This window comes from Gordonia sp. (in: high G+C Gram-positive bacteria) (genome assembly GCF_049647785.1).
Classification (GTDB): domain Bacteria; phylum Actinomycetota; class Actinomycetes; order Mycobacteriales; family Mycobacteriaceae; genus Gordonia.
This window is the reverse complement of record NZ_JBARYI010000090.1, coordinates 1-24,053: the sequence shown is the minus strand read 5'-3', so window position 1 is coordinate 24,053 and position 24,053 is coordinate 1. Positions and strand designations below refer to the sequence as shown.

The 24,053-nt window shown below is 62.9% G+C and carries 25 protein-coding genes; 17 read left to right on the top strand and 8 right to left on the bottom strand.

Annotation, left to right across the window (positions count from 1 at the left end; all coding sequences use genetic code 11):
- The first annotated feature begins 27 nt into the window (after positions 1 to 27).
- From WBA38_RS15485 to WBA38_RS15470, 4 genes are all read left to right on the top strand, one after another.
- Complete coding sequence (locus tag WBA38_RS15485; RefSeq protein ID WP_424323060.1) at positions 28 to 228, top strand: hypothetical protein; 201 nt, start codon at positions 28 to 30, stop codon at positions 226 to 228.
- 314 nt (positions 229 to 542) lie between these two features.
- Entirely contained in the window at positions 543 to 1,460 is a 918-nt protein-coding gene (gene rfbD / locus WBA38_RS15480; RefSeq protein ID WP_424323059.1) for a dTDP-4-dehydrorhamnose reductase, read from the top strand.
- Positions 1,461 to 1,469: 9 nt separating this feature from the next.
- Positions 1,470 to 2,366 carry a glycosyltransferase family 2 protein gene (locus WBA38_RS15475; protein ID WP_424295973.1) on the top strand — a complete coding sequence of 299 codons (897 nt, stop codon included), beginning with the start codon at positions 1,470 to 1,472 and terminating at the stop codon, positions 2,364 to 2,366.
- Complete coding sequence (locus tag WBA38_RS15470) at positions 2,363 to 3,436, top strand: sugar phosphate nucleotidyltransferase (RefSeq protein WP_424295975.1); 1,074 nt, start codon at positions 2,363 to 2,365, stop codon at positions 3,434 to 3,436. The genes WBA38_RS15475 and WBA38_RS15470 overlap by 4 nt, the downstream gene beginning before the upstream one ends.
- Positions 3,437 to 3,439: 3 nt before the next feature.
- Here WBA38_RS15470 and WBA38_RS15465 read toward each other — a convergent pair whose 3' ends face one another.
- A complete protein-coding gene (locus WBA38_RS15465) occupies positions 3,440 to 4,081 on the bottom strand; it encodes an O-methyltransferase (RefSeq protein ID WP_424295977.1) in 642 nt (213 codons plus the stop codon).
- Between the two features lie 238 nt (positions 4,082 to 4,319).
- Here WBA38_RS15465 and sigE point away from each other — a divergent pair, with 238 nt between their 5' ends.
- The 4 genes from sigE (at position 4,320) to tatB (ending at position 7,433) form a co-directional block, all read left to right on the top strand.
- Positions 4,320 to 4,958, top strand: a complete 639-nt coding sequence (gene sigE / locus WBA38_RS15460; RefSeq protein WP_424295978.1) for an RNA polymerase sigma factor SigE — start codon at positions 4,320 to 4,322, stop codon at positions 4,956 to 4,958.
- Between the two features lie 198 nt (positions 4,959 to 5,156).
- Entirely contained in the window at positions 5,157 to 5,435 is a 279-nt protein-coding gene (locus WBA38_RS15455) for a zf-HC2 domain-containing protein (protein ID WP_424295980.1), read from the top strand.
- 3 nt (positions 5,436 to 5,438) lie between these two features.
- Positions 5,439 to 6,899: a trypsin-like peptidase domain-containing protein gene (locus WBA38_RS15450; RefSeq protein WP_424323058.1), complete on the top strand. Its 1,461-nt coding sequence runs from the start codon at positions 5,439 to 5,441 to the stop codon at positions 6,897 to 6,899.
- A gap of 93 nt (positions 6,900 to 6,992) precedes the next feature.
- The gene (tatB, locus tag WBA38_RS15445) at positions 6,993 to 7,433 is read left to right on the top strand and encodes a Sec-independent protein translocase protein TatB (protein ID WP_424295982.1); all 441 of its coding nucleotides are present in this window, start codon (positions 6,993 to 6,995) and stop codon (positions 7,431 to 7,433) included.
- Positions 7,434 to 7,619: 186 nt separating this feature from the next.
- Here tatB and WBA38_RS15440 read toward each other — a convergent pair whose 3' ends face one another.
- From WBA38_RS15440 to WBA38_RS15425, 4 genes are all read right to left on the bottom strand, one after another.
- Entirely contained in the window at positions 7,620 to 8,765 is a 1,146-nt protein-coding gene (locus WBA38_RS15440) for an Mrp/NBP35 family ATP-binding protein (protein ID WP_424295984.1), read from the bottom strand.
- Between the two features lie 67 nt (positions 8,766 to 8,832).
- Positions 8,833 to 9,960: a lytic transglycosylase domain-containing protein gene (locus WBA38_RS15435; RefSeq protein WP_424295985.1), complete on the bottom strand. Its 1,128-nt coding sequence runs from the start codon at positions 9,958 to 9,960 to the stop codon at positions 8,833 to 8,835.
- A gap of 113 nt (positions 9,961 to 10,073) precedes the next feature.
- Positions 10,074 to 10,580, bottom strand: a complete 507-nt coding sequence (locus WBA38_RS15430; protein ID WP_424295986.1) for a DUF1003 domain-containing protein — start codon at positions 10,578 to 10,580, stop codon at positions 10,074 to 10,076.
- Positions 10,577 to 11,857, bottom strand: a complete 1,281-nt coding sequence (locus tag WBA38_RS15425) for a magnesium transporter MgtE N-terminal domain-containing protein (protein ID WP_424295988.1) — start codon at positions 11,855 to 11,857, stop codon at positions 10,577 to 10,579. Before WBA38_RS15425 ends, WBA38_RS15430 begins: the two co-directional genes overlap by 4 nt.
- Positions 11,858 to 11,895: 38 nt before the next feature.
- On the opposite strand from WBA38_RS15425, the gene WBA38_RS15420 reads away from it, so the two are divergent.
- The 6 genes from WBA38_RS15420 (at position 11,896) to WBA38_RS15395 (ending at position 18,061) form a co-directional block, all read left to right on the top strand.
- Positions 11,896 to 12,375, top strand: coding sequence for a general stress protein (locus tag WBA38_RS15420; protein ID WP_424295990.1), 480 nt, complete (start codon positions 11,896 to 11,898; stop codon positions 12,373 to 12,375).
- A 239-nt stretch (positions 12,376 to 12,614) separates the two neighbouring features.
- Positions 12,615 to 14,009, top strand: coding sequence for an extracellular solute-binding protein (locus WBA38_RS15415; protein ID WP_424295992.1), 1,395 nt, complete (start codon positions 12,615 to 12,617; stop codon positions 14,007 to 14,009).
- The gene (locus tag WBA38_RS15410; protein WP_424295993.1) at positions 14,006 to 15,367 is read left to right on the top strand and encodes an ABC transporter permease subunit; all 1,362 of its coding nucleotides are present in this window, start codon (positions 14,006 to 14,008) and stop codon (positions 15,365 to 15,367) included. Before WBA38_RS15415 ends, WBA38_RS15410 begins: the two co-directional genes overlap by 4 nt.
- Before the next feature lie 6 nt (positions 15,368 to 15,373).
- Positions 15,374 to 16,204 (top strand): carbohydrate ABC transporter permease, encoded by an 831-nt coding sequence (locus WBA38_RS15405; RefSeq protein WP_424295994.1) that lies wholly within the window; start codon positions 15,374 to 15,376, stop codon positions 16,202 to 16,204.
- Between the two features lie 3 nt (positions 16,205 to 16,207).
- Positions 16,208 to 17,377, top strand: a complete 1,170-nt coding sequence (locus WBA38_RS15400; RefSeq protein WP_424295996.1) for an ABC transporter ATP-binding protein — start codon at positions 16,208 to 16,210, stop codon at positions 17,375 to 17,377.
- 114 nt (positions 17,378 to 17,491) lie between these two features.
- Positions 17,492 to 18,061, top strand: coding sequence for a suppressor of fused domain protein (locus WBA38_RS15395; protein ID WP_424296010.1), 570 nt, complete (start codon positions 17,492 to 17,494; stop codon positions 18,059 to 18,061).
- 3 nt (positions 18,062 to 18,064) lie between these two features.
- Here the strand turns inward: WBA38_RS15395 and WBA38_RS15390 are convergent, their stop codons facing one another.
- Positions 18,065 to 19,168 carry a magnesium and cobalt transport protein CorA gene (locus WBA38_RS15390; protein ID WP_424296012.1) on the bottom strand — a complete coding sequence of 368 codons (1,104 nt, stop codon included), beginning with the start codon at positions 19,166 to 19,168 and terminating at the stop codon, positions 18,065 to 18,067.
- Between the two features lie 80 nt (positions 19,169 to 19,248).
- On the opposite strand from WBA38_RS15390, the gene WBA38_RS15385 reads away from it, so the two are divergent.
- Positions 19,249 to 19,866, top strand: a complete 618-nt coding sequence (locus tag WBA38_RS15385; protein WP_424323057.1) for a MarC family protein — start codon at positions 19,249 to 19,251, stop codon at positions 19,864 to 19,866.
- 39 nt (positions 19,867 to 19,905) lie between these two features.
- Positions 19,906 to 20,784, top strand: coding sequence for a glycine betaine ABC transporter substrate-binding protein (locus WBA38_RS15380; protein ID WP_424323056.1), 879 nt, complete (start codon positions 19,906 to 19,908; stop codon positions 20,782 to 20,784).
- A 121-nt stretch (positions 20,785 to 20,905) separates the two neighbouring features.
- On the opposite strand, the gene WBA38_RS15375 is transcribed toward WBA38_RS15380, so the two are convergent.
- Both WBA38_RS15375 and WBA38_RS15370 read right to left on the bottom strand, forming a co-directional pair.
- Positions 20,906 to 21,733, bottom strand: a complete 828-nt coding sequence (locus tag WBA38_RS15375) for an SDR family NAD(P)-dependent oxidoreductase (protein WP_424296002.1) — start codon at positions 21,731 to 21,733, stop codon at positions 20,906 to 20,908.
- A 23-nt stretch (positions 21,734 to 21,756) separates the two neighbouring features.
- Positions 21,757 to 23,289: a flavin-containing monooxygenase gene (locus tag WBA38_RS15370; RefSeq protein WP_424323055.1), complete on the bottom strand. Its 1,533-nt coding sequence runs from the start codon at positions 23,287 to 23,289 to the stop codon at positions 21,757 to 21,759.
- Between the two features lie 79 nt (positions 23,290 to 23,368).
- On the opposite strand from WBA38_RS15370, the gene WBA38_RS15365 reads away from it, so the two are divergent.
- Positions 23,369 to 23,974, top strand: coding sequence for a TetR/AcrR family transcriptional regulator (locus tag WBA38_RS15365; RefSeq protein WP_424296006.1), 606 nt, complete (start codon positions 23,369 to 23,371; stop codon positions 23,972 to 23,974).
- Positions 23,975 to 24,053 lie beyond the last annotated feature (79 nt).

Below are 24,053 nucleotides of genomic sequence, written 5' to 3'. Positions count from 1 at the left end.
ATAGGGCGGGTAGTCCACGTTTTGACGGTGTCTCGGAAGCTACCGGGCGGAGTCGCCTTCCGCGGGGCGGATCTTGCGGCGGCTGGCTTGCGGCTGCCTGCGGACTTGCGGTTGCCCGTCGACTTGCGGTTGCCCGTCGAACTGCGGTTGTTTGCGGCCGGTTGGGGTCGGGAACCCTTCGCTTTCGAGTCCGGTCCGTCGGGCCTCTGGCGGCGCACAGGGGTGTGAATCTCTTCTGAATTGCGACGGTGGGCGTCGGAACCCGTGTGGGCGGGCGCCGGACGAGATGGCCGTGCCTTCCGCGGGCGATCATTCGTCGCCTCACCGGAGGTCGTGCCGTCATTCGCGTCCTCGGGGTCCCGAGGGCCTTCGCGTCGTGAATCCACCTGTCGTGCTATCCGATCTGTCGTACCACCACTGCCTCTTTCGGCAAGAATACTGATGGAAGGCACTCGAATGAGGGAGGCGCTACCGGTGTGGGGTGCGGTGATATCGCCCACCGGGTGCCGGTCACCCCGCCAGATGGACCAAGATGGTGCGTTATGAGTGCGAGCCAAATCTATGTGATCGGTGCTGCCGGGCAGGTGGGATCGGCGATGATGGCGACTTCCGACGGTCGTGCGGTGATTCCGTTGACCTCTGCGGATATCGACATCACCGATCCCACGTCGACCCGCAGTGCGCTCGCCAATCTCTCTGCCGGCGATGTCGTGATCAACACTGCCGCCCACACGGCGGTCGACGCCGCCGAAAGCGACCGGGCTGCGGCCTATGCCGTCAATGCGGACGGGCCAGCGAATCTGGCGGCCGTGACCAGTACGTCCGGGGCGCGCCTGGTGCACCTGTCTACCGACTACGTATTTGCCCATCCCGTCCTTGGTGACGACGGTGCGCCTCGGCCGTTCGAGCCTGACGACGTCGACGGCGTGCCGGAGACCGTTTATGGGGCCAGCAAACTGGCGGGGGAACGGGCGGCGCAGGCAGCCGATCCGGCGACCGTCGTGGTGCGCACCGCATGGGTTTTCACCGGTGGGCGTCAGGATGCCGACTTTGTCGCTACCATGTGCCGACTCGAAGCAGAGCGGCCGCAGATCCGAGTCGTCGCCGACCAGACCGGATCGCCGACCTATGGGCCCGATCTTGCGCGGGCCCTGTGGGACCTTGTCGATCAGCTGAATGAACCGGCGCTGCGCGGCGGTGCGGTCGTGCACGCCACCAATGCCGGTTCCGCGACGTGGTGGGACGTGGCCCGGGCAGTGTTCGACAATCTTGGGGCGCAACCGGAGCGGGTGCAACCGTGCACTACCGCGGAGTTTCCACGGCCAGCGCCGCGACCGTCGTATTCGGTGCTTTCGGCAAAGAGTTGGGTCGGTGCCGGGCTTGCGCCGTTGCGTGATTGGCGTGCGGCCCTCGGCGAAGCGATGACCGCCAGGTCGGGGGACGGCAACTCGCTCGGATAGTCTGAGCCGGTGACTGTCAGCTTCGCCGTCGTAACCGTGACGTATTCATCGGGCGACTACCTGCGTAATTTTCTCCGCACCCTCACCGCGGCATCGACCTCAACGCCTCAGGTCATCATTGCCGACAATGGGTCGACGGATGGTGCGCCGGAGCAGGCGGCAGCCGACTACGACAACGTGACGCTGGTACATACCGGCGGCAACATTGGGTACGGCGGTGCCGTTAATCGTGGCGTGGTTGAAATCGATCCGGGCGTCGAGTTTGTGCTGGTGGCCAACCCCGACATTGAGTGGTCGCCCGGCAGTATTGATGAACTTCTCGCAGCAGCTGAACGCTGGCCGCGGGCGGCGAGCCTCGGGCCACTGATCACCGAACCGGACGGCTCAATCTATCCGTCTGCTCGCCGCGTCCCCGACCTGGTTTCCGGAACCGGGCACGCCCTGCTTGGCGCCGTCTGGAAGTCGAATCCGTGGACTGTGGCCTACCTCAATGAGGATCAGAATGAGGACGTCGAGCGGCCGGTCGGATGGCTGTCGGGATCGTGTCTGCTATTGCGCCGCAATGCTTTCGACAACATCGGCGGCTTCGATTCCCGCTACTTCATGTTTATGGAAGACGTCGACCTCGGTGACCGTCTCGCCAAGTCCGGTTGGCTCAACGTGTTTGTCCCGAGCGCCCGCGTGATGCACGCCAAGAGCCATTCGGTGAGTAAGCATCCGGAGAAAATGATCCCGGCGCATCATGCCAGCGCCTACCGTTTCAACGCCGACCGGAATCCGGGACCGTTGCGCGCACCCATCCGATTGGCGTTGCGGGCCGGGCTGGCCGTTCGTTCCAAGATCGCCGTCGCCGCGGCTCTGCGCGAGCAGAAGCACGCACATCACCTTGGGAAGGAAACCCCGTGACCTCTTCTGTGCAGGCGCTCGTCCTCGTCGGCGGTAAAGGCACCCGACTGCGCCCCCTGACGCTGTCGGCCCCGAAGCCGATGCTTCCGACAGCGGGCACCCCGTTTCTGACGCATCTGCTCTCGCGTATCCGCGAGGCAGGTATCACCGATGTGCTCCTCGGGACGTCGTACCAGGCGGAAGTTTTCGCCGAGCATTACGGCGATGGTTCGTCCCTCGGACTCAAGCTGACCTATGTCACCGAAACTGAACCGTTGGGGACCGGCGGCGGTATCCGCAACGTGTACGACCATCTCACCGCCGACACCGTCCTCGTTTTCAACGGAGACGTATTGGGTGGCACCGATATTCGCGATGTTCTCGCGACGCACGAGGAGTCGAAGGCCGAGGTGACGCTGCATTTGGTACGCGTCGGCGATCCCCGGGCATTCGGCTGCGTTCCGACCGACGCCAATGGCCGTGTTACAGCCTTCCTCGAAAAGACGCAGGATCCGCCGACCAATCAGATCAATGCGGGCACCTACGTCTTTAATCGCAACGTGATTGGGGAGATTCCGGCCGGTCGTGCAGTGTCGGTGGAGCGGGAGGTGTTCCCGTCGCTGCTGGCTCAAGGCAGACACATCCATGCACACGTGGACGCTGCCTACTGGCGCGATATGGGTACTCCCGAGGACTTTGTCCGGGGCTCGGCGGACCTCGTTCGCGGTATCGCGCCGTCGCCGGCCGTCGCCAAGCCGTGCGGAGAGTCGCTGGTTCTTGCCGGTGCCGATGTTGCCCGTTCGGCCGTGCTGATCGGCGGGACCGTGGTGGGGCGCGGTGCCAAGATCGGCGCGCGTGCACGACTCGACGGTGCCGTCATCTTCGACGGCGCAACAGTGGAGGCCGGGGCCGTGGTGGAGCGCAGCATCGTCGGATTCGACGCGAAGGTCGGTGCCAACGCCTTGATCCGTGACACCGTGATTGGCGACGGCGCGATCGTCGGCGCTCGCTGTGAACTTCTCCGCGGTGCTCGAGTGTGGCCGGGCGTTGAGATTCCCGAGAGCGGGATCCGGTTCTCGACCGACGTCTAGCCCTTAGGCTTTTGCTGCTGCCAACAAGCCGGTGCCAACGGGAATCACCGCGGGCAGCAGTCGGTCGTCTTCGGCGATGATGACCGCTGCCTCGCGTGCGGCCAGGGTGCGCGGATCGGAGGCATTGCGGTCGGCGATGGTGCCGTCAGCGGAGGCGTTGTTGACGACGACGAGGCCACCGGGCCGAAGAATTCGGATCGCCTCGGTGACGAAAAGCGGATAGCTCAGCGGAGCACCATCGATAAATACGAGATCGTAAGTTTCGTCGGCCAACCGGGTCAGGACATCGGTCGGCGCACCGTTAATCAGGCGCGTCCGCCCCGGTGCGATATGTGCTTCTGCGAACGTTTCGCGGGCCGCACGATGATGCTCAGATTCGGGATCGATCGTGGTCAAGACACCATTTTCAGGCATTCCCGCCAGCAGCCACAGTCCACTCACCCCGACCCCGGTGCCGATCTCCACGACGTGCTTGGAGCCCGCCACCCGCGCCAACAATGACAGCAGCGCACCCGTTGCCGGAGAGATGGCACCGGCACCCAACTCCTCGGCCCGCATTCGGGCACCCGTGAGTGCATCATCTTCGACGATGGCGGCTTCGGCATAGTCGCTGATCGATTGGGATGCGCCTGCGGTGTCAGTCATGACAACGAGGTTGCCACAGTGCAGTTGACCTGGGCCTGCTGGCACGCCGAATGGGCCGGTTCTGGCCCGTCGCCTTCATCCTTAGGTAACGCTCAGCCCAGTAATAGGTCACCCACATTCAGATGGGACAGGGTAGAGCCTGGTAGTCCGGAATATCGATCGCGTCGGTGGCGTTGTACGGGAAACGAACCTCCCAGTGAAAGATGCCGCCGCGAGGAAAGGAACTGGCACTTCAACAATGACCGTCCCTGAGATTGGCAAAGCGGCACAAGAGCGTGCAGCACAAGACAGTTCGGCAGGAGCCTTCCGCGGAACTGCAGGATTCGACGCCACCGGCGATCGGACCCTGATGCCATCGTGGGATGAGCTCGTCGCTGAACACGCCGACCGGGTGTACCGCCTAGCCTTCCGTCTCTCCGGTAATCAGCACGACGCCGAAGACCTCACGCAAGAAACGTTTATCCGCGTCTTCCGGTCGCTGACAAACTACAAGGCCGGCACTTTTGAAGGCTGGCTGCACCGCATCACCACGAACCTGTTTCTCGACATGGTTCGTCGCCGCAGCAAGATCCGCATGGAAGCCCTCGAGCAGGACTACGAACGGATTCCGACCACCACGCCGGACCCGCAGCAGGCCTTCGCGGACGCCAACCTCGACCCCGACCTGCAGGCCGCGCTTGACTCGCTGGCACCGGAGTTTCGTGCTGCCGTCGTTCTCTGCGACATCGAAGGACTGTCGTACGAGGAAGTTGGTGCCACCCTCGGAGTCAAAATGGGCACGGTTCGCAGCCGAATCCATCGCGGGCGCCAAGGGATTCGTGAGTTCCTCGTCAACCGGGGCTACACGGACAGTCGTTCCGTTTCCATGGCGGACTAAACACCGCCACGCACACCGGCGTCGGTGCAGCGCATCTTCGGCTACCCTCGGCAGTTGCGATAATGTGAGCTAGACGTAGGACGTACTGCAACGAAAGGGGTGACGCCCGTGGGCCTAGGACAGCAAGGCCGTTCCCGGGGGAGCCGGTGGCTGCCATCGCAGGCGATCCCTACCCCGTTGCCCGACTACCGAGCGCCGGTGGGATTCGGCTCGACGGAACACTTGAATCCGGAAGCCGTCGTTGCCTACGTTGATAACGAACTCACGGCTTCCGCCTCGTCGCGCGCAGACGCCCACCTGGCACTGTGCCCCGACTGTTCACGCGAGGTCACCGCGCAGGCTCGGGCCCGCAAAATCCTGCAAGGCTGCCAAGGCAAAGTCAATGCACCGGAGTCGCTGCGGGCTCAGTTGAGCCAAATTCCGACGCAACAAATCGACCTGCGTCGTGATCGTCGCACTAACCGCTGGGGCCGCTGACTCGTGACCGACAGTTCTGTATCTTCTGACCTTGCTACGCGTCCCGATGCCCCTGTTCGTCCGGAAGTTTCCGTGCCCTCGGAAGTGGCCGCCACATTTGGTCGGCCCGACGGTGTCCGCGGCTCTTTTGCCTCCGATGCCACGCCCGTGCGTGGCCCGCAGCCGGAGATCGCACCGCCCGACCCGGTGCTCGCCGAGGCTTTCAGTCGTCCCGTCGGCGAAACCGACACGCTCCAACGCGACCCTTATGCTCAGCCCGACGTCGAACCCGAGGTGGAACCCGACCCGTGGCGCGACCCGGACAGTGCGGCAAGGCTGTCTGCCCCGGCCGTCGCCGAGGATGCGGTAACTGCGGTCAGCGAGGGCCCCAAACTTGGGATCCGCGAACTCCTCTTCGGTGGGCGTGTCCACTGGTGGGCGTTGGCGACCCTCGGCCTGTTGACCCTGTTGATCGGCCTCTTCGGTGGTCTCATCGGACGGTGGACCGCCGAGGTGGTGTCACCGCTGCATGCCAATAGCGTCCAGTTGGAAGGCGAAGCCCCCAATTCCGATAGCGCGAGCACCAATGTGGCTCGGGTCGCGAAGGCCGTCCAGAATTCGGTTGTGACGATTGAAGTTCGGACGGCAGTCGACGGTGGCTCTGGTTCCGGATTCATCGTGGACAAGCGCGGCTACATTGTCACCAATAACCACGTGATCTCGAAGGCGGCGAACGACTCGAAGGCCAAGCTCGAGGTGGTCTTCTCGGATCGGCAGCGAGTTCCAGCGCGACTGGTCGGCCGCGACATTAAGACCGATCTCGCGGTTATTAAGGTCGACGATGTTGCCGGCTTGACCGTGTCAAAGCTCGGTGATTCCGACAAGCTGCAAATCGGCCAGGAAGTCATCGCGTTTGGTTCGCCACTGGGCCTGGACAAGACGGTGACGAGCGGAATTGTCAGCGCCCTGGGCCGCGCAGTGCCATTGCGACCCGACGCCGACTCTGATACCGATGCTGTGATTAATGCCATCCAGACGGATGCGTCGATCAACCCCGGTAACTCCGGCGGTCCGCTGCTCAACGATGATGGCCAGGTTGTCGGCGTCAACACTGCGGGCGCGATGACTGCTGGTGGTTCGATCGGACTCGGTTTCGCCATCCCGGTCAATGAAGTCATTCCGATCGTGAACGCCCTGATCAAGGATGGCAAGGTAAAGCATCCGGCGATTGGTATCTCGGCCGCGACGGTCCGTAACGACCGGGTTTTCGGCGCGAACGTCAAGGACGTGGCTGCCGGTAGCCCGGCTGCTGCGGCCGGTGTTCGCGAGGGGGATGTGATCACCAAGTTCAACGGCCATCAAATTGAGGGTGCCGACGAGTTGACGGTCGCGGTGCGGACGTCAAAGATTGGTGAGAAGGTTAAGTTCACCTATTGGCGTGACGGCCGGTACTTCGATGGCGAGATGACGCCGGTCAGCGACTAGCGAACGGCGCTTTCCACAGGTGTTCGTCGAGGGCGTCGCCGTGTGGCTGTTGCTACGAGATTGACGTTGTTGCTGCGAGATTGACGAGGAAGCATGTTTGCCAGTGTGGGTTGGGGCGAGTTGCTCATCCTGTTGCTTGCTGCGCTGATCATCCTTGGTCCCGAGCGGCTGCCGGGTGCGGTGTCGTGGGTAATGGGTTCCATTCGCAAGGCCCGCGACTACGCCACGGGGGCGAGTTCGCAACTGCGCGATGAATTGGGCCCGGAGTTCGATCAGATCCGTGAGCCGCTGAGCCAACTCAACGAACTGCGACAGATGACCCCGAAGTCGGTGGTCACCAAGCACTTGTTCGACGGGGACTCGTCGGCGATTGACGGTATGACGAAGAACGTTCGCGATACCTTGGACCTCGGTAAATCGTCGTTGACGAACCGGGACAGCCCAGTTGCCCCGACCCCGCCGACCTCGTCGACTTCGCCGGAGGAGCCCAAGGCCCCCCGAGCCAACGACGTCACCGACTGGGACGCCACCTAGCCCCGCGCCCCGCGCCCGGCTTTTCCACAATCTTTTGGGCCTCCGGCCCGGCCCTTTTCCGTCACGAAACGACCAAACCATCACCGATTGAGGCTTCCGGTGATGGTCTGGTCGGTCTGCGGTCGTCAAATGTGACAGAAATGGGGGAAATCCGGGGCCGACCGAGCGGGCGGCAGGATTCGGGGCCTACTGGTGGCGGGTGGTGTCGATGCCGAGGTTCATTCCCGCTAGGCCGCGGCGGCGGACAGCGAGCTTATCGGCAATCTTCAACAGTGCCGCGCCGGAACCCGTTTCCGGGCCAGACAGCACGACGGGAGTGCCAGCGTCGCCACCTTCACGCAGGTCCTGCTCCAACGGAACCTGACCCAGAAGTTCGACGGTCGCGCCGACTGCACGCGTCAACCGGTCGGCGACGAGTTGCCCGCCGCCGGAACCGAAAGGCTCCATCCGGGTGCCGTCGGGCAGGTCCATCCACGACATATTCTCGACGACGCCGAGGATCTTCTGGCGTGTCTGCAACGCAATCGCACCGGCACGCTCTGCCACCTCTGCTGCAGCCTGCTGGGGCGTCGTGACAACAAGGATCTCCGCACCGGGAATCAGCTGTGCGATCGAGATTGCGACGTCACCGGTGCCGGGCGGGAGGTCTAGGAGGAGGACATCCAAATCGCCCCAGTAGACATCCGCCAAGAACTGTTGCAGCGCTCGGTGCAGCATGGGGCCGCGCCACGTGACCGGGGTGTTCCCGTCGGTGAACTGGCCGATCGAAATGAACTTCACGCCGTGGTTCTGCGGCGGCATGATCATCGACTCAACTTGGGTCGGCTTCGCGTCGCTGCCGAGCATGCGAGGAATGCTGTGACCGTAAATGTCGGCGTCCAACACGCCGACCGACAGACCGCGGGCGGCGAGGGCCGCAGCGAGGTTGACGGTGACGCTCGATTTGCCGACCCCGCCCTTGCCCGAGGCAATTGCGTACACGCGAGTTAGGTTGCCGGGCTTGGCGAACGGGATTTCCGGCTCCGCTCGATCGCCGCGGAGGCTCTTGCGGAGTTCGGTGCGCTGTTCGTCGTTCATGACGTCGAGTTCGACGCGCACGGTGCCGACACCGGGAACATCGGCGACCGCGTTCTCCACACTCTCGGAGATCTTGGTTTTCATCGGGCAACCGGCGGTCGTCAAATAGATGCCGACGTCAACGCTGCCGTTATCGGCGACGGCAACGGATTTCACCATGCCGAGGTCGGTGATCGGTTTCCCGATCTCCGGGTCCATAACCTTGCTCAACGCGGAGCGGACAGCGGATTCAGTGGGACTGGCGACGGTGCTCACGCCTCCACCATATCCTTGCGACGACAGTCCCGGCCGATCGGCTTAGCCGTTCGAGCCGCGACAACGACTAGCGTGCAGTCGGTTTGGCGGTCGGCGCCTGCTGCTTAGGCTTTGGCTGAGTCGGCTGCGGCTTGGGGGTCGGGGCCGGTGCCGGACCAACTCCCGGAGGCAAGCAAATGACGCCGAGGCAATTCTGCGGCGGCTTCGGTGCAGGCTTGGAAGTCTTTGGCGTTGACGGCGCAGTGGACTTCGGGGTCGACGGCTTGGTCCTGTCGGCCTCGTCCTTCTTCTTCGTCTTGTTCTTGTCCGGTTTGTCATCAGCCGGTGCGTTCGACATTTCCGGGATCGGGGTCGTCGGCATGACACCGGTCGAGTAGGCGCCCGCCCAGCCGAGGACGTTGTTCGCATACGCCACCGAGCGGTTATAGCGCAGCACCGCATTCACTCGGTTTTGGGCCGACATGATGTCGCTGACACCCGCACACAGGTAGCGACCCGCGGAGTAGGTGGCGTCAAAGATGTTGTCCGGATTGGCCTGACCGTCGCCGTTGCCGTCCGAACCCCACGAGGCCCACGTGCTCGGAATGAATTGCATCGGACCCATGGCACGGTCGTGGCCGAGGTCGCCATCGAGTTTGCCGCCGTCGGAGTCGTGGATGACCGCATTACCGGCGAGCGAACCGTCCAGCACCGGTCCGCGGATCGCCGTGCGAGTGTTGCCGGATGCATCGACGTTGCCGTTGCCAGCGTGCCCGGATTCGATACGGCCAATGCCTGCGAGCAGGAACCAGGGGAGCTTGCACTGGGGAGTCTCGGCCGCCACGCGTGTTGCCGCTAGCTTGTAGGCCTTCAAGACCATGCCGGGAATGCCGAGCGGGCCGGGCGGCAGGTTGGCTGCGAGCCGGAATTGGGCAGCGTCATCGCCGGACACGGCGGGATCGGCGGGTGGAGCAAAACCAATGAGGGGGGTGCTGCGCGTCGGGACGGTCTGTTGGTCGGCGGCGATGACCGAAGTGTGATCGCCGCTCAGGGCGACGGCAGCTTGGCCGGATGCGGTAGTCGATGACGGTTCAGGAGCCACGCTCGAAGCGGCGCCACCAAGTACGAGTGCCCCCAAAGCCACGGCGGTCGTTCCGACGGCCATGCCGTGGCGCGGAATGTGAACCCGATTCGGGTGATTCCGCCAGAAAGACATCCCCATAAGCCTTCTCTACTTAACTCGCGTGTCGGTCCGACAAATTGCAGGGAGACTTTGCGATCATCCCCCCGGGTGACTGTGAGCCAGCATACATGGCACGATTCCTTCGGTCATGTTGGATCTGTATCTTGGGATTTTCCAGGCGCAGCAGCGAGCCGTTTGGCGAGTTCGTCTACCAGATCCTCAAGTTCGTGACGAAGGTAGTCGCGTGTGACCGTATCGCCCACGGCAATCCGGACAGCTGCTAGTTCGCGCGCCAAGAACTCGGTGTCATCTTTGGTCTGGGCTGCACGTGCACGGTCTTCCTCAAGGGAGACGCGGTCGCGATTCTCCTGACGATTCTGCGCCAGCAAGATCAGTGGTGCGGCGTAGGCGGCCTGGGTCGAGAACGCGAGGTTCAACAAAATGAACGGGTAGGGATCCCATTCAAAAGCAAAAATGCCAACGTTGAGGAAGATCCACACCACGACGAGCACGGTTTGGATAGCCAGGTACCGGCCGGTTCCGAGGAAACGGGCGATGCGTTCGCTATAGACACCGATAACGTCGGAGTCGAGGTTGAAGTTGAGGCCGCGGCGCGAGCTGGGCGTATCTAGGTGTCGGCCGGCTGGGCTCATACAGCGTTGCCTTCCGGGTCGGTCTCACGCCAGTCGCGAGGAAGTAGGGCATCAAGGAGGTCGTCAACAACGACTGCGCCAAGCAAATGCTTGGCGTCGTCGATGACGGGCGCGCACACCAGATTGTAGGTGGCGAAGAACCGCGTCATTACCTCAAGGGAATCGTCGGGATGCAGCCGCGGCATTTCTTTGTCAAGGATGCCACCCACCAAGTTGGCGGGCGGCTCCCGCAAAAGCGCTTGGATGTGGACGGCGCCGAGAAACTTGCCGGTTGGCGTATTTGTCGGTGGGCGCACCACGAACACCATGCTCGCCGCAGCCGAATTGATGTCGGGGTCGCGGAGTCGAGCGAGGGCCTCGGAAACCGTGGCATTCGCGGTCACAATCACGGGTTCGGGCGTCATGACACCGCCAGCGGTATCGGGGGAGTGCATGAGCAGGCGTCGGACCGACTCGGAATCTTCGGGATCCATGCGAGCCAGAAATGCCTCGGCCTCAGCTTGGGGCAGTTCGCCCATGAGGTCGGCGACGTCGTCGGGATCCATGGCCTCGAGGACGTCGGCGGCACGCTCGGGATCCATGCTGCCGAGGATGGCGGTTTGGTCGTCCGTCGGCATTTCCTGCAGAACGTCGGCGAGCCGCTCATTGTGCATGGCGGCGGCGATCTCGTCGCGCCGCTTTATCGGCAGCTCGCGCAGGGCGTTCGCGACGTCGGGGGCACGCATGTCCTCGAACTGGGCGAGCGCCATCTCGACTCCTTGACCTGACCGCGCCAATTCCAAGTGGTTGAGGCCGAGCACGTGACGCCATTCCACGACGACGGTTTCGCCCCGTCGCCGCAGGCCCTTGCGGGTGGTTCGGAGGGCAACCCGGCTGACCATCCAGTCGCGACTGCGGTTCTGCTCGATGGCGAGGTCCACCACGACGAGGTCGGTGTTGTGTAATTCAACGCAGTCCGGGTCGTCGGTCCGGACCTGCGTGTCGAGGATCTGGCCGACGGCGAGGGCTTCGTTGGGGCGCAGGCTGATACGGCGTAGGTTGACGTGTCCGGTGGTGAGGGTGACAGCGTCGGGCTCAATGCGTGTCACACGCAGCATGGGGACGAAGATCCGACGGCGGGTGGTCAACTCGACGGCGAGGCCGAGGGCTCGCGGCTGCTTTCCGGGCATGGGCATCGAGATGACGACGTCGCGGACACGGCCAATCGATTCGCCGTCGGGCCCAAGCACGGCAAGTCCGACTAGTCTGGCCACATAGACCTTGAGGGCGGGCGTCATGCCCCCAAGCCTAAAGCGAACAGACCTCAGGAGCAGAAGTGACGAACCCAATGCGACCAATGCCGGGCATGCCGACACCTCCCAAAGGGTGGCCGGTTGGCTCGTACGACACTTACGCGCAGGCGCAGCGCGCAGTCGACCACCTTTCCGATAACCAGTTCAAAGTGGAAGACCTGACAATCGTCGGCGTTGACCTGATGCAGGTTGAGAAGGTCCTGGGTCGGCTCACCTGGGGCAAGGTGATCGCCGGCGGTATCGGCTCGGGTGCCTGGCTTGGCCTCTTCTTCGGTGCGCTGGTGTCGTTGGTGGTCGGAACCACATGGACCCCCATCCTGTTCGGTGTCATCGCAGGCATGGTGTTTGGGCTCGTTAGCGCCAGCATCCCGTATGCCGCGACCCGCGGCCAGCGTGATTTCACCTCGACGATGCAATTGGTCGCGGGCCGCTACGACGTTCTTTGTGATCCGCGGTCGGCGGAACAGGCGCGCGACATGCTCGCTCGCCTCGCCATTCAGTAGGGGCGTTCGTCGCCTCTGAGTCACGCGCAACACGCATTCTTTGAAGCTGTGCGCTGTGTCACCCAGTCGTGGGATAACCTAAGCGACGCATCAGCTTTCACAGCTGGTTCTTAGACGTGGGTGAACGGCAGGAGGCTGGCAGCGAGATGAGCAAGGGTTATTCCGCGCCACGTAAACGCGTAGGCAAATCACCACTTTGGCAGGGGCGGTCACTGGTCAGGCGGGTTACGGCCGCAGCGATGGCGGCCGCGGTCGCAGTGCCCCTATTTGCGGCCTGCTCGACGGGCTACGAAAAGGGCGTGCTCAACATTTACGCCCCGACCGACGGCTTCGATTTCATTAAGCAGTTCGCCGAGACCTGCAGCAACGAGTCGGGCGGCAAGTACACCTTGAAAGCCAACGTCCTCCCGAAGGGTGCCGACGACCAACGACTGCAGTTGGCTCGTCGATTGGCGGGCAACGACCGCACGCTCGACCTCATGGGCATGGATGTGGTGTGGACGGCCGAGTTCGCGAATGCTGGTTGGCTCGTTCCGATTCCGGACGACATTGCAGCCGGGATTGACCAGACGAATCTCGCCGGCCCGGTGGCAACCGCAATGTGGCAGCGACCCGACGATGCCGCCAAGCGCATGTACGCCATGCCGATCTGGACCAACACCCAGCTGCTGTGGTCGCGCCCGGACATGATGAAAAAGACGATCGGCACTCGTAAGCCCCCGACGACGTGGGACGAAGTCCTGAGCGATACCGCGGCCATCGCAAAGGCCGGTGGCCCGAGCTGGATCATGGTGCAGGCCAAGCAGTACGAGGGCCTGATGGTGTGGTTTAACTCGTTGCTCGCGAGTGCTGGCGGTTCAGTGCTCGACCCCGACGACGCATCGAAGGTCACTCTGAACGACACCCCCGAACACCGGGCGGCGACGTTGAAGGCGCTTCAAGTCATGAAGGCGGTGGCGAAGGCTCCGGGGCAGGATCCGTCCGTCACGCAGTCCGACGAAGGTACGGCTCGTCTTGGAATGGAAGAAGGCAAGGCAGCCTTCGAGATCAACTGGCCGTTCGTGTGGGCGTCGGCCCGGACCAACGGCGCAACCGGCGATGTGGCCTTCCTGAAGGACACCCTCGCGCCGTACGCGGATCTGTTGACGAACGAAGACAACCCACCAACCGATGCCCAACTGGCGCCGATCAACAAGAAAATGCGCGCCCGCTTCAACTTCAGCCGCTACCCGGGCATCTTCCCCGACAAGCCGGCCAAGTCGACCCTTGGCGGATTGAACATTGGTGTGGCGACCACCTCGCAGCAGCCGGAGTTGGCGATCGAAGCAGCCAAGTGCATGACCAGCGAGCAAGCGCAGAAGGTGTACGCAATTTCCGGTGGCACGCCGCCGACAATCGCGTCACTGTACGACGACCCCGACTTCAAGCTGGCCTATCCGATGGGCAATGTGATCCGCGACCAACTCGAAGCTGATGCGGCCGCGCCGCGCCCGGCGTCCCCGCAGTATCAGGCGATTTCGACGCTGGTGACCGCCACGCTGGCACCTGTCGGCGAATGGGATCCGGAGACGATGGTCGACAAGTTGGCCGAGCAGGTCCAGCGGGCTATCGACGGTGAAGGAATTATCCCGTGACCGGCGACACCCCGGGCGGGGATGCAGCAGACGATCCGGAAACCCCCGGTGGCGACCACTACGGTCTGACGCCAAATCAGCCCGCCCCGGATCCATCGCCGGGCAAGCATGCCCGCGCCGAGGACACTGAGGTTCCGACGCCAGCACCGGGTACTGTTTCGGACCCGAGTCCGTCCGTCCACTCGGACGTCTGGCAGGCCCCGGAAAGTTCGCCAGCGGTCGAACCGCCGGTCAACGAACCCCCGGCGTTTTATCCGGAGGCTGACCATCCGGAAACCGTTCCTATCCAGTCACCTGCGCCCAGTCGGGAGCAGTTGACCGAACCAATCAGGCAAGTGTCACGACCACCAGTAGCTGAACCGGTGGCAGTCGGCGCGGCGTCGGCCGGGCTTGCAACGAATGGAGGTTCCATGTCGGACATCCTCGACACCGGCCCGGCGCCTGCTCTGCCGGTGCCAAAGTCGGGCAAGGCAAGAGCATCGGGACGCAAGTCTTCCGAACGGAAGCTTGCGTATTGGTTGATCGCCCCCGCCGCGATCGTCATGGCGCTGGTGACCGGCTACCCGATCATTTACGCGTTCTGGCTGTCGTTGAACAATGCGACGCTGAGCGCGCCCGGCGAGCAGAAGTTCGTCGGACTCTCGAACTACGGAACCGTGCTTTCTGACGGCTACTGGTGGTCGGCGCTCGGCGTCACCCTGTTTATCACCGTCGTGTCGGTTGCCATCGAGTTGGCGCTCGGTATGGCCATTGCCTTGGTCATGCACCGCACGATTTTTGGCCGCGGAACGATCCGAACGGTCGTGCTGATTCCGTACGGCATCGTCACTGTCGCGGCGGCTTTCTCCTGGTACTACGCCTGGACGCCGGGTACCGGTTACCTCGCGAATCTGCTGCCCGACGGGTCGGCACCGCTCACCCAGCAGTGGCCGTCGCTGTTCATCATCATCTTGGCCGAGGTCTGGAAGACGACGCCGTTCATGGCGCTGCTGCTCCTTGCGGGCCTGGCCCTGGTCCCGGACGACCTCCTGAAGGCCGCACAACTCGACGGTGCGGGGCCATGGACGCGACTGTTCCGTGTGATTTTGCCGCTGATGAAGCCCGCAATCCTGGTGGCTTTGCTGTTCCGCACGCTTGACGCTTTCCGCATCTTCGACAACATCTACGTGCTGACCGCGGGGTCGAACGGAACCGGGTCGGTGTCGATGCTCGGTTACGACAACCTGTTCAAGGCGTTCAACTTGGGCGTTGGTTCGGCGATCAGCATCTTGATCTTCATTTGCGTGGCGATCATCGCGTTCTTGTTCATTAAGGGATTCGGCGCGGCCGCTCCCGGTTCCGACGACGAGGGGAGGTAACCACTCATGGCTGCAAACTCTCGCCGCAAAGTTGGTTGGACCATCGCCAATGTTTTGGTGGTGCTCTACGCGATTATTCCGCTCTGGTGGATTATTAGCCTGTCTTTTAAACCGACCGGCAGTGTTACCGATGGCAACTTCATTCCGAAGCAATGGACCCTTGATAACTACAAGGGCATCTTCGACACCAATATGTTCACGTCGGCGCTTATCAACTCGATCGGTATTGGTCTCATCACCACCGTCATCGCCGTGATCCTGGGAACCATGGCGGCTTACGCTATTGCCCGCCTGGAATTTCGCGGCAAAAAGCTGCTGGTCGGTGCCGCCCTGCTGATCGCGATGTTCCCGCAGATTTCACTGGTGACACCGCTGTTCAACATCGAGCGACGCCTCGGCCTATTCGATACGTGGTTGGGCTTGATCCTGCCGTACATTGCGTTCGCGTTGCCGCTGGCGATCTACACGTTGTCGGCATTTTTCCGCGAGATCCCGTGGGACCTGGAGAAAGCGGCGCAAATGGACGGCGCTTCACCCGTGCAAGCCTTCCGTCGCGTTATCGTGCCGCTGGCTGCGCCCGGTGTGGTCACCGCAGCAATTCTGGTCTTTATTTTCGCCTGGAACGACCTGCTGCTCGCCTTGTCTCTGACGTCGACGGAGAATGCGATGACCGCCCCCGTGGCGATCTCGCAGTTCACCGGTAGCTCTCAGTTTGAGGAACCAACGGGTGCTATCGCGGCCGCCGCCGTCGTCATCACCATTCCGATCATCATCTTCGTGCTCTTCTTCCAACGTCGTATCGTCGCCGGGCTCACCTCCGGCGCGGTGAAGGGATAACCCATGGCCGACATCGTTCTGGAGAACGTTTCCAAGCAGTACCCGGACGGCTCGACAGCCGTGCACGACTTCGACCTCACCATTTCCGAGGGCGAGTTCATCATCTTGGTGGGGCCCTCGGGGTGCGGTAAGTCGACGACCCTCAACATGATTGCCGGTCTGGAAGACATCAGCAGCGGTGAATTGCGCATCGGCGGCACGCGGATGAACGAGACGGCTCCGAAAGACCGCGATATCGCGATGGTCTTCCAGAGTTACGCGCTGTATCCGCACATGACGGTCCGTGAGAACATTGCGTTCCCACTGAGCTTGGCTAAGGTCGACAAGGCGGAGATCGCTCGCCGTGTCAACGATGCGGCGACGATGCTTGACCTCACCGAGTACCTCGATCGCAAGCCGGCGAACCTGTCCGGTGGTCAGCGGCAGCGTGTCGCGATGGGACGCGCGATTGTGCGCACGCCGAACGCATTCCTGATGGATGAGCCGCTGTCGAACCTTGACGCCAAGCTGCGTGTGCAGATGCGTACCGAGATCGCGTTGCTGCAGAAGCGACTGGGCACCACAACCGTGTACGTGACCCACGATCAGACTGAAGCTATGACGCTCGGCGACCGCGTCGTCGTGATGCGGGCTGGCGACGTTCAGCAGGTCGGTGCACCGCAGGACCTGTACGACCATCCCGTCAACCTGTTCGTCGCGGGTTTTATCGGCTCGCCCGCGATGAACTTCATCCCCGGTCGCCTGACGGCCAATGGCATTGACTCGGTAATTGGTCCCATCCCGTTGGCTGACGCTCCGAACGTCACCGCCCGTGCCCAGCAGATCAACAGTAACGGCGAGGTCCTGGTGGGAATCCGTCCCGAGCACCTTGAGGATGTCGCGCTACTGCCGCCCGGGCACCCCGGCGGAACCGTCGAGTTCCCGGTGACCGTGGACGTCATGGAATCGATGGGGTCGGACAAGTTCGCCTACTTCCGCCTCGATGCGCCGGGGCAGGCGATGGGCGTGCTCAACGAGCTTGCCGCCGACCTTGGCAGCACCACCGAGGGCGGGCAGAAGGTGGCTCGGCTGTCGCCAGCGTCACGCGTCATTCGCGGCGAAGCGATCAATTTGGGATTCGATCCGAGCCACGTCCACGTCTTCGACACCGCGAGCGGTCAGAGCCTGCGATAGTGCTTCTCGGTGACTCGGGCGTACTGAGTGCGCCCGGCTTACTCGAAGGCTGACGAACCGACGTGCTTGACTGGACAGGTGAGTTTGCCTTTCGGATCCAAGCCCGCCGGCTCTATCATCGATCAGGTTGCCGAGCACCTGACGGGGACCTTCGGGTCCGACCCTCAACGTGCCTCTGTCACGTTCCTCGGTGTGGAACCCATCGACGTGTTGCGGTTTGTTCGCCAACGTGACGTGGTATTCGCGACGGTCGGTTGTGCGCGGCATCCCATGCACGACCCGTCCGACTTCGCGCCGGATCCGCAGCGCGGACCTCGTGCGGAGGTGACCGTGACGATGCGGGCAACGGCCGGATTGCAGGGACTGCACAAGTCTCTGGCGACCTTGGCTGCGGCCCCGTCGATCGAGGGGCTGATCCTCGCCGAGGATTCGCTCGTGGATCTCCAGGCCCCGTTGTGGGTCGGTGCCATCTGTACCGCGTTCCTCTTGGAAGCAGACCCGGACGTGGCGAACCTCGAGTTGGCCGACCCCTACGATCCCGTGCAGTTTCTCCGCGCCATCCCCATCACTGCCAATGAGGCGGCGTGGGTCCGCCTTAAGGGTGCCGGAGCACTGCGCGAAGCGTGGGCCGAGGCGGGCACTGACCCAACGGACCCGCAGCGAACGGCAGTCACTCCAGCTTGACGATTACAACCAGTCGTGGCGGTGGAACACGCGCCACAGCGTGAAGCAGACGGTAAGCAGCAGGGCGACAAGCACCGGATAGCTGTACTGCCAATGCAATTCGGGCATGTGATCGAAGTTCATGCCATAGATGCCCGCAGCTGCCGTTGGTACTGCCGCTATGGCGGCCCACGCGGAGATCTTGCGCATGTCGGTGTTCATTTGGATGCTGACTTTGGTGGCGGCGGCATTTAACAGGGCAGTCAACCGCTCATCGTATTCGGTGACCATGTCGTTGACGGTGGTCAAGTGGTCGGCGACGTCGCGGAAGTGTCGGCGAATTTCCTTGCCGCCCTGGGTGAGGTTCGACCATTCGATCGGCGACTTGTTGTCCGACAGTTGCAGCAGCGGCAAACCGAGCGGGTGGACCGCCCGCCGCATTTCCAGCACTTCCCGCTTAAACAGGTAAACCACGTCGATGTCGACGTCGCCGGACGGTGCGTCGAAGACGCGCTCCTCCAAGTCGTCGACATCGGATTCCATTTCACCGACGACCCGCAGGTATGCGTCGACCACATGGTCTGCGACGGCGTGCATCACGGCCGCGGGACCCAACTTCAACTGCTCGGGACGGTGTTCCAGCAGGCGTCGCACACCGGCGAGGTGGGTGTGTTCACCGTGCCGGACGGTGATGACGAAGTTGTCGCCGGCGAGAACCATGATTTCGCCGGTTTCCACAATGTCATTGGCGACATCGTCGTCCTCGTGGTCGACGTAGGTGAGCGTTCGAAGCACCATGAACCGGGTGTCGTCGTACAGTTCAAGTTTCGGACGCTGGTGGGCGTGGACGGCGTCCTCCACCATCAAGGGGTGCAGGCCGAATGCTTCGCCGACGTCGGTCATCTGCTGGTCGCTGGGGTGATGCAGGCCCAGCCACACGAAGCCTCTTCCTTCGGCTCGAACCCAGGCAAGGGCTTGGCGGAAATCATGCGACTCGGTGCGGCGCACTCCGTCGACGTACACGGCGCAGTCGACGACTGCCTGCGAGACCGGTACCGGGGGCGTCGGGAAGTCCGGTCCCTTGGCTGGCGGGACCTTTCCCGGCCCGCGGTTTCCGGGCTGCAGCATTCTCGGCATCGATGGCACCCATCGACCATAGCTACTGCACGCGTGTACCGGTGTTAACCCGCGCCTTTACACTCGACATCGTGCCTTTCGACATGACCGTCTATGCAGCGACAGCGATCACGCTGATCGTGATTATGGACCCGCCAGGCCAAGTGCCCGTGTTCTTGTCGCTGGTGGGACGACGCTCGGTGGAGTACCGGAGAAAGGCGGCGTGGCAGGCGCCGCTGGTGTCGTTGTTCGTGATCAGTCTGTTCGCCGTTGGTGGTCGTGCCATCCTCGGCTACCTGCACATCGGCATCCCCGCGTTGCAGGGAGCCGGTGGGCTCCTGTTGCTGCTCGTGGCGTTGCAATTGTTGACGGGTATGGGCGTCTCGACGGCTGGTCAGGCCTCCGACGACGTGAACGTCGCACTCGTGCCGCTCGGCACTCCGCTCCTTGCCGGGCCGGGGGCGATCGCTGCGGTGATCGTGGCCGTCAGTGAGAGTCACGGCGATGTGGGTGCCTACATCGCGATCGCCGCAGCCATCTTGACCGCGCACGTGGTGGTCGCGTTAGCGCTGTTCTATTCGACGACGTTGATTCGCGTGTTGAAAATTGGTGGCATTACCCTGCTGGCGAAGATTGCTGGCCTGCTGCTGGCAGCGATCGCCGTCCAATTGATCGCCACGTCAGTTATCGGTTTCGCAGCGACGGCTTGAGTGCGTGGGGTTGCCCCGTCGGTGACTATTCTGGCTGTGATGGCTATTCGAGGATTCTTTCGACGTACCGCCGTACTAGTGGCGACGGCCGCGACCGCGGCAACGCTGCTGAGCGCATGCGGGTCCGATAACCAAGTGCCCTTGCGTGTCAGCAGCGACGGCACCGTCTCCATGCGGGTCGCGGCGCAGGTGTACGCCAAGGCGTTGGCGCGGACCGGTGTTCGGGTCGACGTCACCGATGAGGTCGCGGGAGACCGTCGACTGCTGGAGCGTGCTGCCGAAGGCGAGGTGGATCTGTTCCCGGCCTTCACCGGGGACCTGCTGACGACGCTGACGCCCGCACCGACTGCCGTCACGGGGGACGACGTAGCGACGGCCGTCAATCGTGCACTGCCGCAGGGAGTCACGATTGGCGATCCGGCATCGGTCAGCAACCGGCGGCAACTCGTCGTCGCAGAGAACCTCATCGGTACCTCCGGCTTGGCTGACCTTTCCGACTGCGCGGTACTGCCAGCCGGGCTACCTCTAGTGACGACCGGGATCCTGACATCGGAGGAACGACGGTCGTTCGAGGTATGTCGCTTTGGGTCGATTGTCGACCAGCAGTCTCCCGCGCAGGTGCTTGCCGCAGTCCGCGACTCGCGTGCGTTGGGGACGCTGACCGGCTTGGAGGCGGCGGGTACGCTGGCCGGCCAAGACGCCGTTGTCGCCGTCCGGTCGGCCGATGCCGGACCGATGGCCGAAGATCTGGTGCCGGTGTTCCGGAGCGGGAGCATCGGAAAGTCGCAGATGAAGGCGTTGAGCCGCGTCGCGGGCGAGTTGACGACCGCCGATGTGGTTGCGATGTCAAATCGTGTCGCGAAGGGTGCTGATCCCGCTGTCGTCGCTAGCGAGTGGGTTAGTACGCACGGCGTCTAAGGCTGCGCGCCCCGGGCGACTTACTTACGGTCGGAGTGCGGAATTCCGGAGGCTGAAACGAAAAACTGCGGCCCGCCCGACAAGAAATCGTCGTCGGCGGGCCGCAGTCGATTGTGCGCGGTTAGGCCTTCTTGAGGGCCCAGCCCGTCAGTCGGGCACTGATGCCCTGGTAACTCGAGGCGACAACACGAACCGCGAGGTCGAGGACCTTGGCGTCGGCACCGACGAGGACGCGGGCGTGCTCACGTTCGACGGCCTTGATGATGATCTGGGCAGCCTTCTCGGAACTGGTGTTGGCCAGGTACTTGTCGAACAATTCGGCGGTTTTCGCCTGGTCGTGATCACCGGAGGTCGTGGCGTTGCGGGCGATGGCAGTCTTGATGCCGCCGGGGTGCACGCACGTCACTTTCACCGGATGTTTGGCGATGATCATTTCCTGGTTGAGGGCCTCGGTGAAACCGCGTACCGCGAACTTCGCCGAATTGTAGGCGGCCTGACCGGGCTCGGCCAGGAGGCCAAACAGTGACGAGGTATTGACGACATGCCCGTCACCGGAGGCAATCAAGTACGGGAGGAAGGCCTTGGTGCCGTTGACGACGCCCCAGTAGTCGATGTCCATGACGCGTTCAATGTCCTTGAACTCCATGGTTTCGACCTCGCCATGATGAGCGATACCGGCGTTGTTGAAAATGGCGTTGACCGTGCCGAAGTGTGCGGCAACAGTGTCGGCGTACTCGAGCATTGCTTCGCGCTCAGCGACGTTGAGAATCTGACTGTGTACCTGGGCGCCGGTGGCGGCAACGAGGCGTTCGGTTTCGGCGAGACCAGCGGGGTCGACGTCGGAGATGGCGACCTTGGCGCCTCGTTCGGCGAGTTGCACCGCGAGGTCGCGGCCCATGCCTGAGCCCGCACCGGTGATGACGACGACCTTGTTCTTGAAGTCCTTCATGAATTGTCTCCTGAGGTTAGTAGTTAGACGGTCGCGATGGCCGGCTCGGAAGATTCTTTGGCTGGCGCCGCGGGCTGCTCTGCAGTCACGGTCTCGTAGGCGTCAAGGTCGAAAGACCGTGTTGCATTGCGGAAACTGAACGTGAATCCCGGCCACAGGGCGGTGATCTTGCCGGTGTGATCCTTGTACCAGGACGCGCAGCCGCCGGTAACCCACACGCTGTTGCGGAGGGTGCGCTGCAAGCCGCTGTTGTACGCGTCTTGGACGTCGTGCTTCACGTCGGTACGAACAATGCCGCGTGCGTGCGTCTTGCGGACATAGTCGATGAGATAGTTGAGTTGAGATTCGATCATGTAGACCATCGAGCTGTGGCCGAGACCGGTCGACGGGCCAATCAGCAACATCAGGTTCGGGAAGCCGTGAACGAACGAACCCTTGTAGGCCTGCATACCGTCCTGGGCCCAGACCTGGGCGAGGCTCTGTCCGTTGGCGCCAACGATGGTGTCGAAGACCGGTGAGTCAGTGACATGGAACCCGGTGGCAACGACGAGAACGTCAACGTCGCGGGCGGTACCGTCTTTGGTTACGACACCGGTGGGAGTGATGCGGTCGATACCGTCGGTCACCAACTCGACGTTGTCCTGATCGAGGGTCGGGTACCAGTCGTTTGACTTCAGAATTCGTTTGCAGCCGACCGCGAACTTTGGGGTTACCGCCTTGCGGAGTTCCGGGTCGCGGATGCCGCGGAAGATGTTGCCGCGGGAGAGAAACTCGACGGGCTTGAGTGCCTTCGGGGCGTAGGTCATGCCGGCGGCAACAAACTCGCTGCCGGAGTAGATGGTGCCGCGGATGGCGGACTGCAGGCCGGGGACGTGCTTAAAGGCCCACTTTTCGGCGCCGAGATAGGGTCGTTCGTTGCGGGGGATGATCCACGGCGCGGTGCGCTGGTAGACATCCATGTGGTTCACGACCTTGCCGAGCTGCGGGACCACTTGGATGGCCGAGGCGCCGGTTCCGATGACGGCGACGTTCTTGCCGGAGTAATCGAAGTCGGTGTCCCACCGGGAGGTGTGAACGATTTTGCCCTGGAACGAATCGATCCCGTCAATGTCGGGGAGGTTTGGTTCGCACAGGGGGCCGATGCCGCCGACCACGGTCCGTGCCGTGATGGACTGCTTCTGTCCGTCGCGAACGTAGTCGATGCGCCAATGTCCGGCGGCCTCATCCCATTCCGCGTGGGTGACGTCACTGCCGAACCGCGCCTTGTCACGGACGCCGTACTGGTCGGCGACGTCGTTGATGTAGCGATGAATCTCCGGCTGGTGTGAATACGACCGGGACCAGTCGGGGTTGAGGGCAAACGAGTACGAGTACAGATGTGACGGGACGTCGCACGCTGCACCGGGGTACACATTGTCGCGCCAGGTGCCGCCGAAGTCGGCGCCGCGGTCGAACAGAACGAAGTCGTCGATACCGTCCTGGCTCAGCTTGATAGCTGCGCCGAGGCCGGAGAAGCCGGCTCCGATGATCGCGATCTCTACATCATGCGTTGTCATAGTCACCACGATAAGGGCGTGTTGACCATGAGTCAATAGGTAATTGAATCTTGGTCAATAAGGGCATAGGTTGGAAGACATGACCACTCCTCGAACGCGAATGAGCCCCGCTGCACGGCGCCGTCAGCTCATCGACCTCGGTGTGGAAATGGCGCGGGACCAGCCCCTGGAACTCATTACGATGGAGACTGTCGCCGAAGCTGCGGGCGTTTCAAAAGGCCTGCTCTTTCACTATTTTGAGTCGAAAGCCGACTTTCACCTGTGCCTGATTTCGGAGCAGGCCCAGGAGATGCTGGCGCGCACCGAGCCGCAGGAAGATCTCGGTGACCCGATCGCGATGCTGTACGCCTCGGTTGGCTCCTACGTCGACTACGTAGCGGCGAACGGGCGCGGATTTATCAGCGTCATTAGGGGATCGGCGAGCGCCGACGATGCGATTCGGGAAGTCGCCGAACGCACGCGTGCGGCGATGTCTGAGCGGATCCTGTCCCGAGCCGGACTCCTCGGTCTTGAACGCACTCCGGCCGTCGAATTGGCCGTCGCCGGGTGGGTGGCATTCGTCGAAGAGATGCTTGTTCGCTGGCTGGAAAATCCCGTCGTCTCCCGTGACGAACTCATCGCCATCTTCGTCGGAGCCCTGCCCTCCCTCGCGGGACTCGTCAGTTCCGTTACCGCCGCGGACTAGCCCCTCCCGCCCTCGCCCCGGCTCGTTCTCGCCCCGGCTCGTTCTCGCATGATGCGTCGATTCCCGCACTATGTCAGAC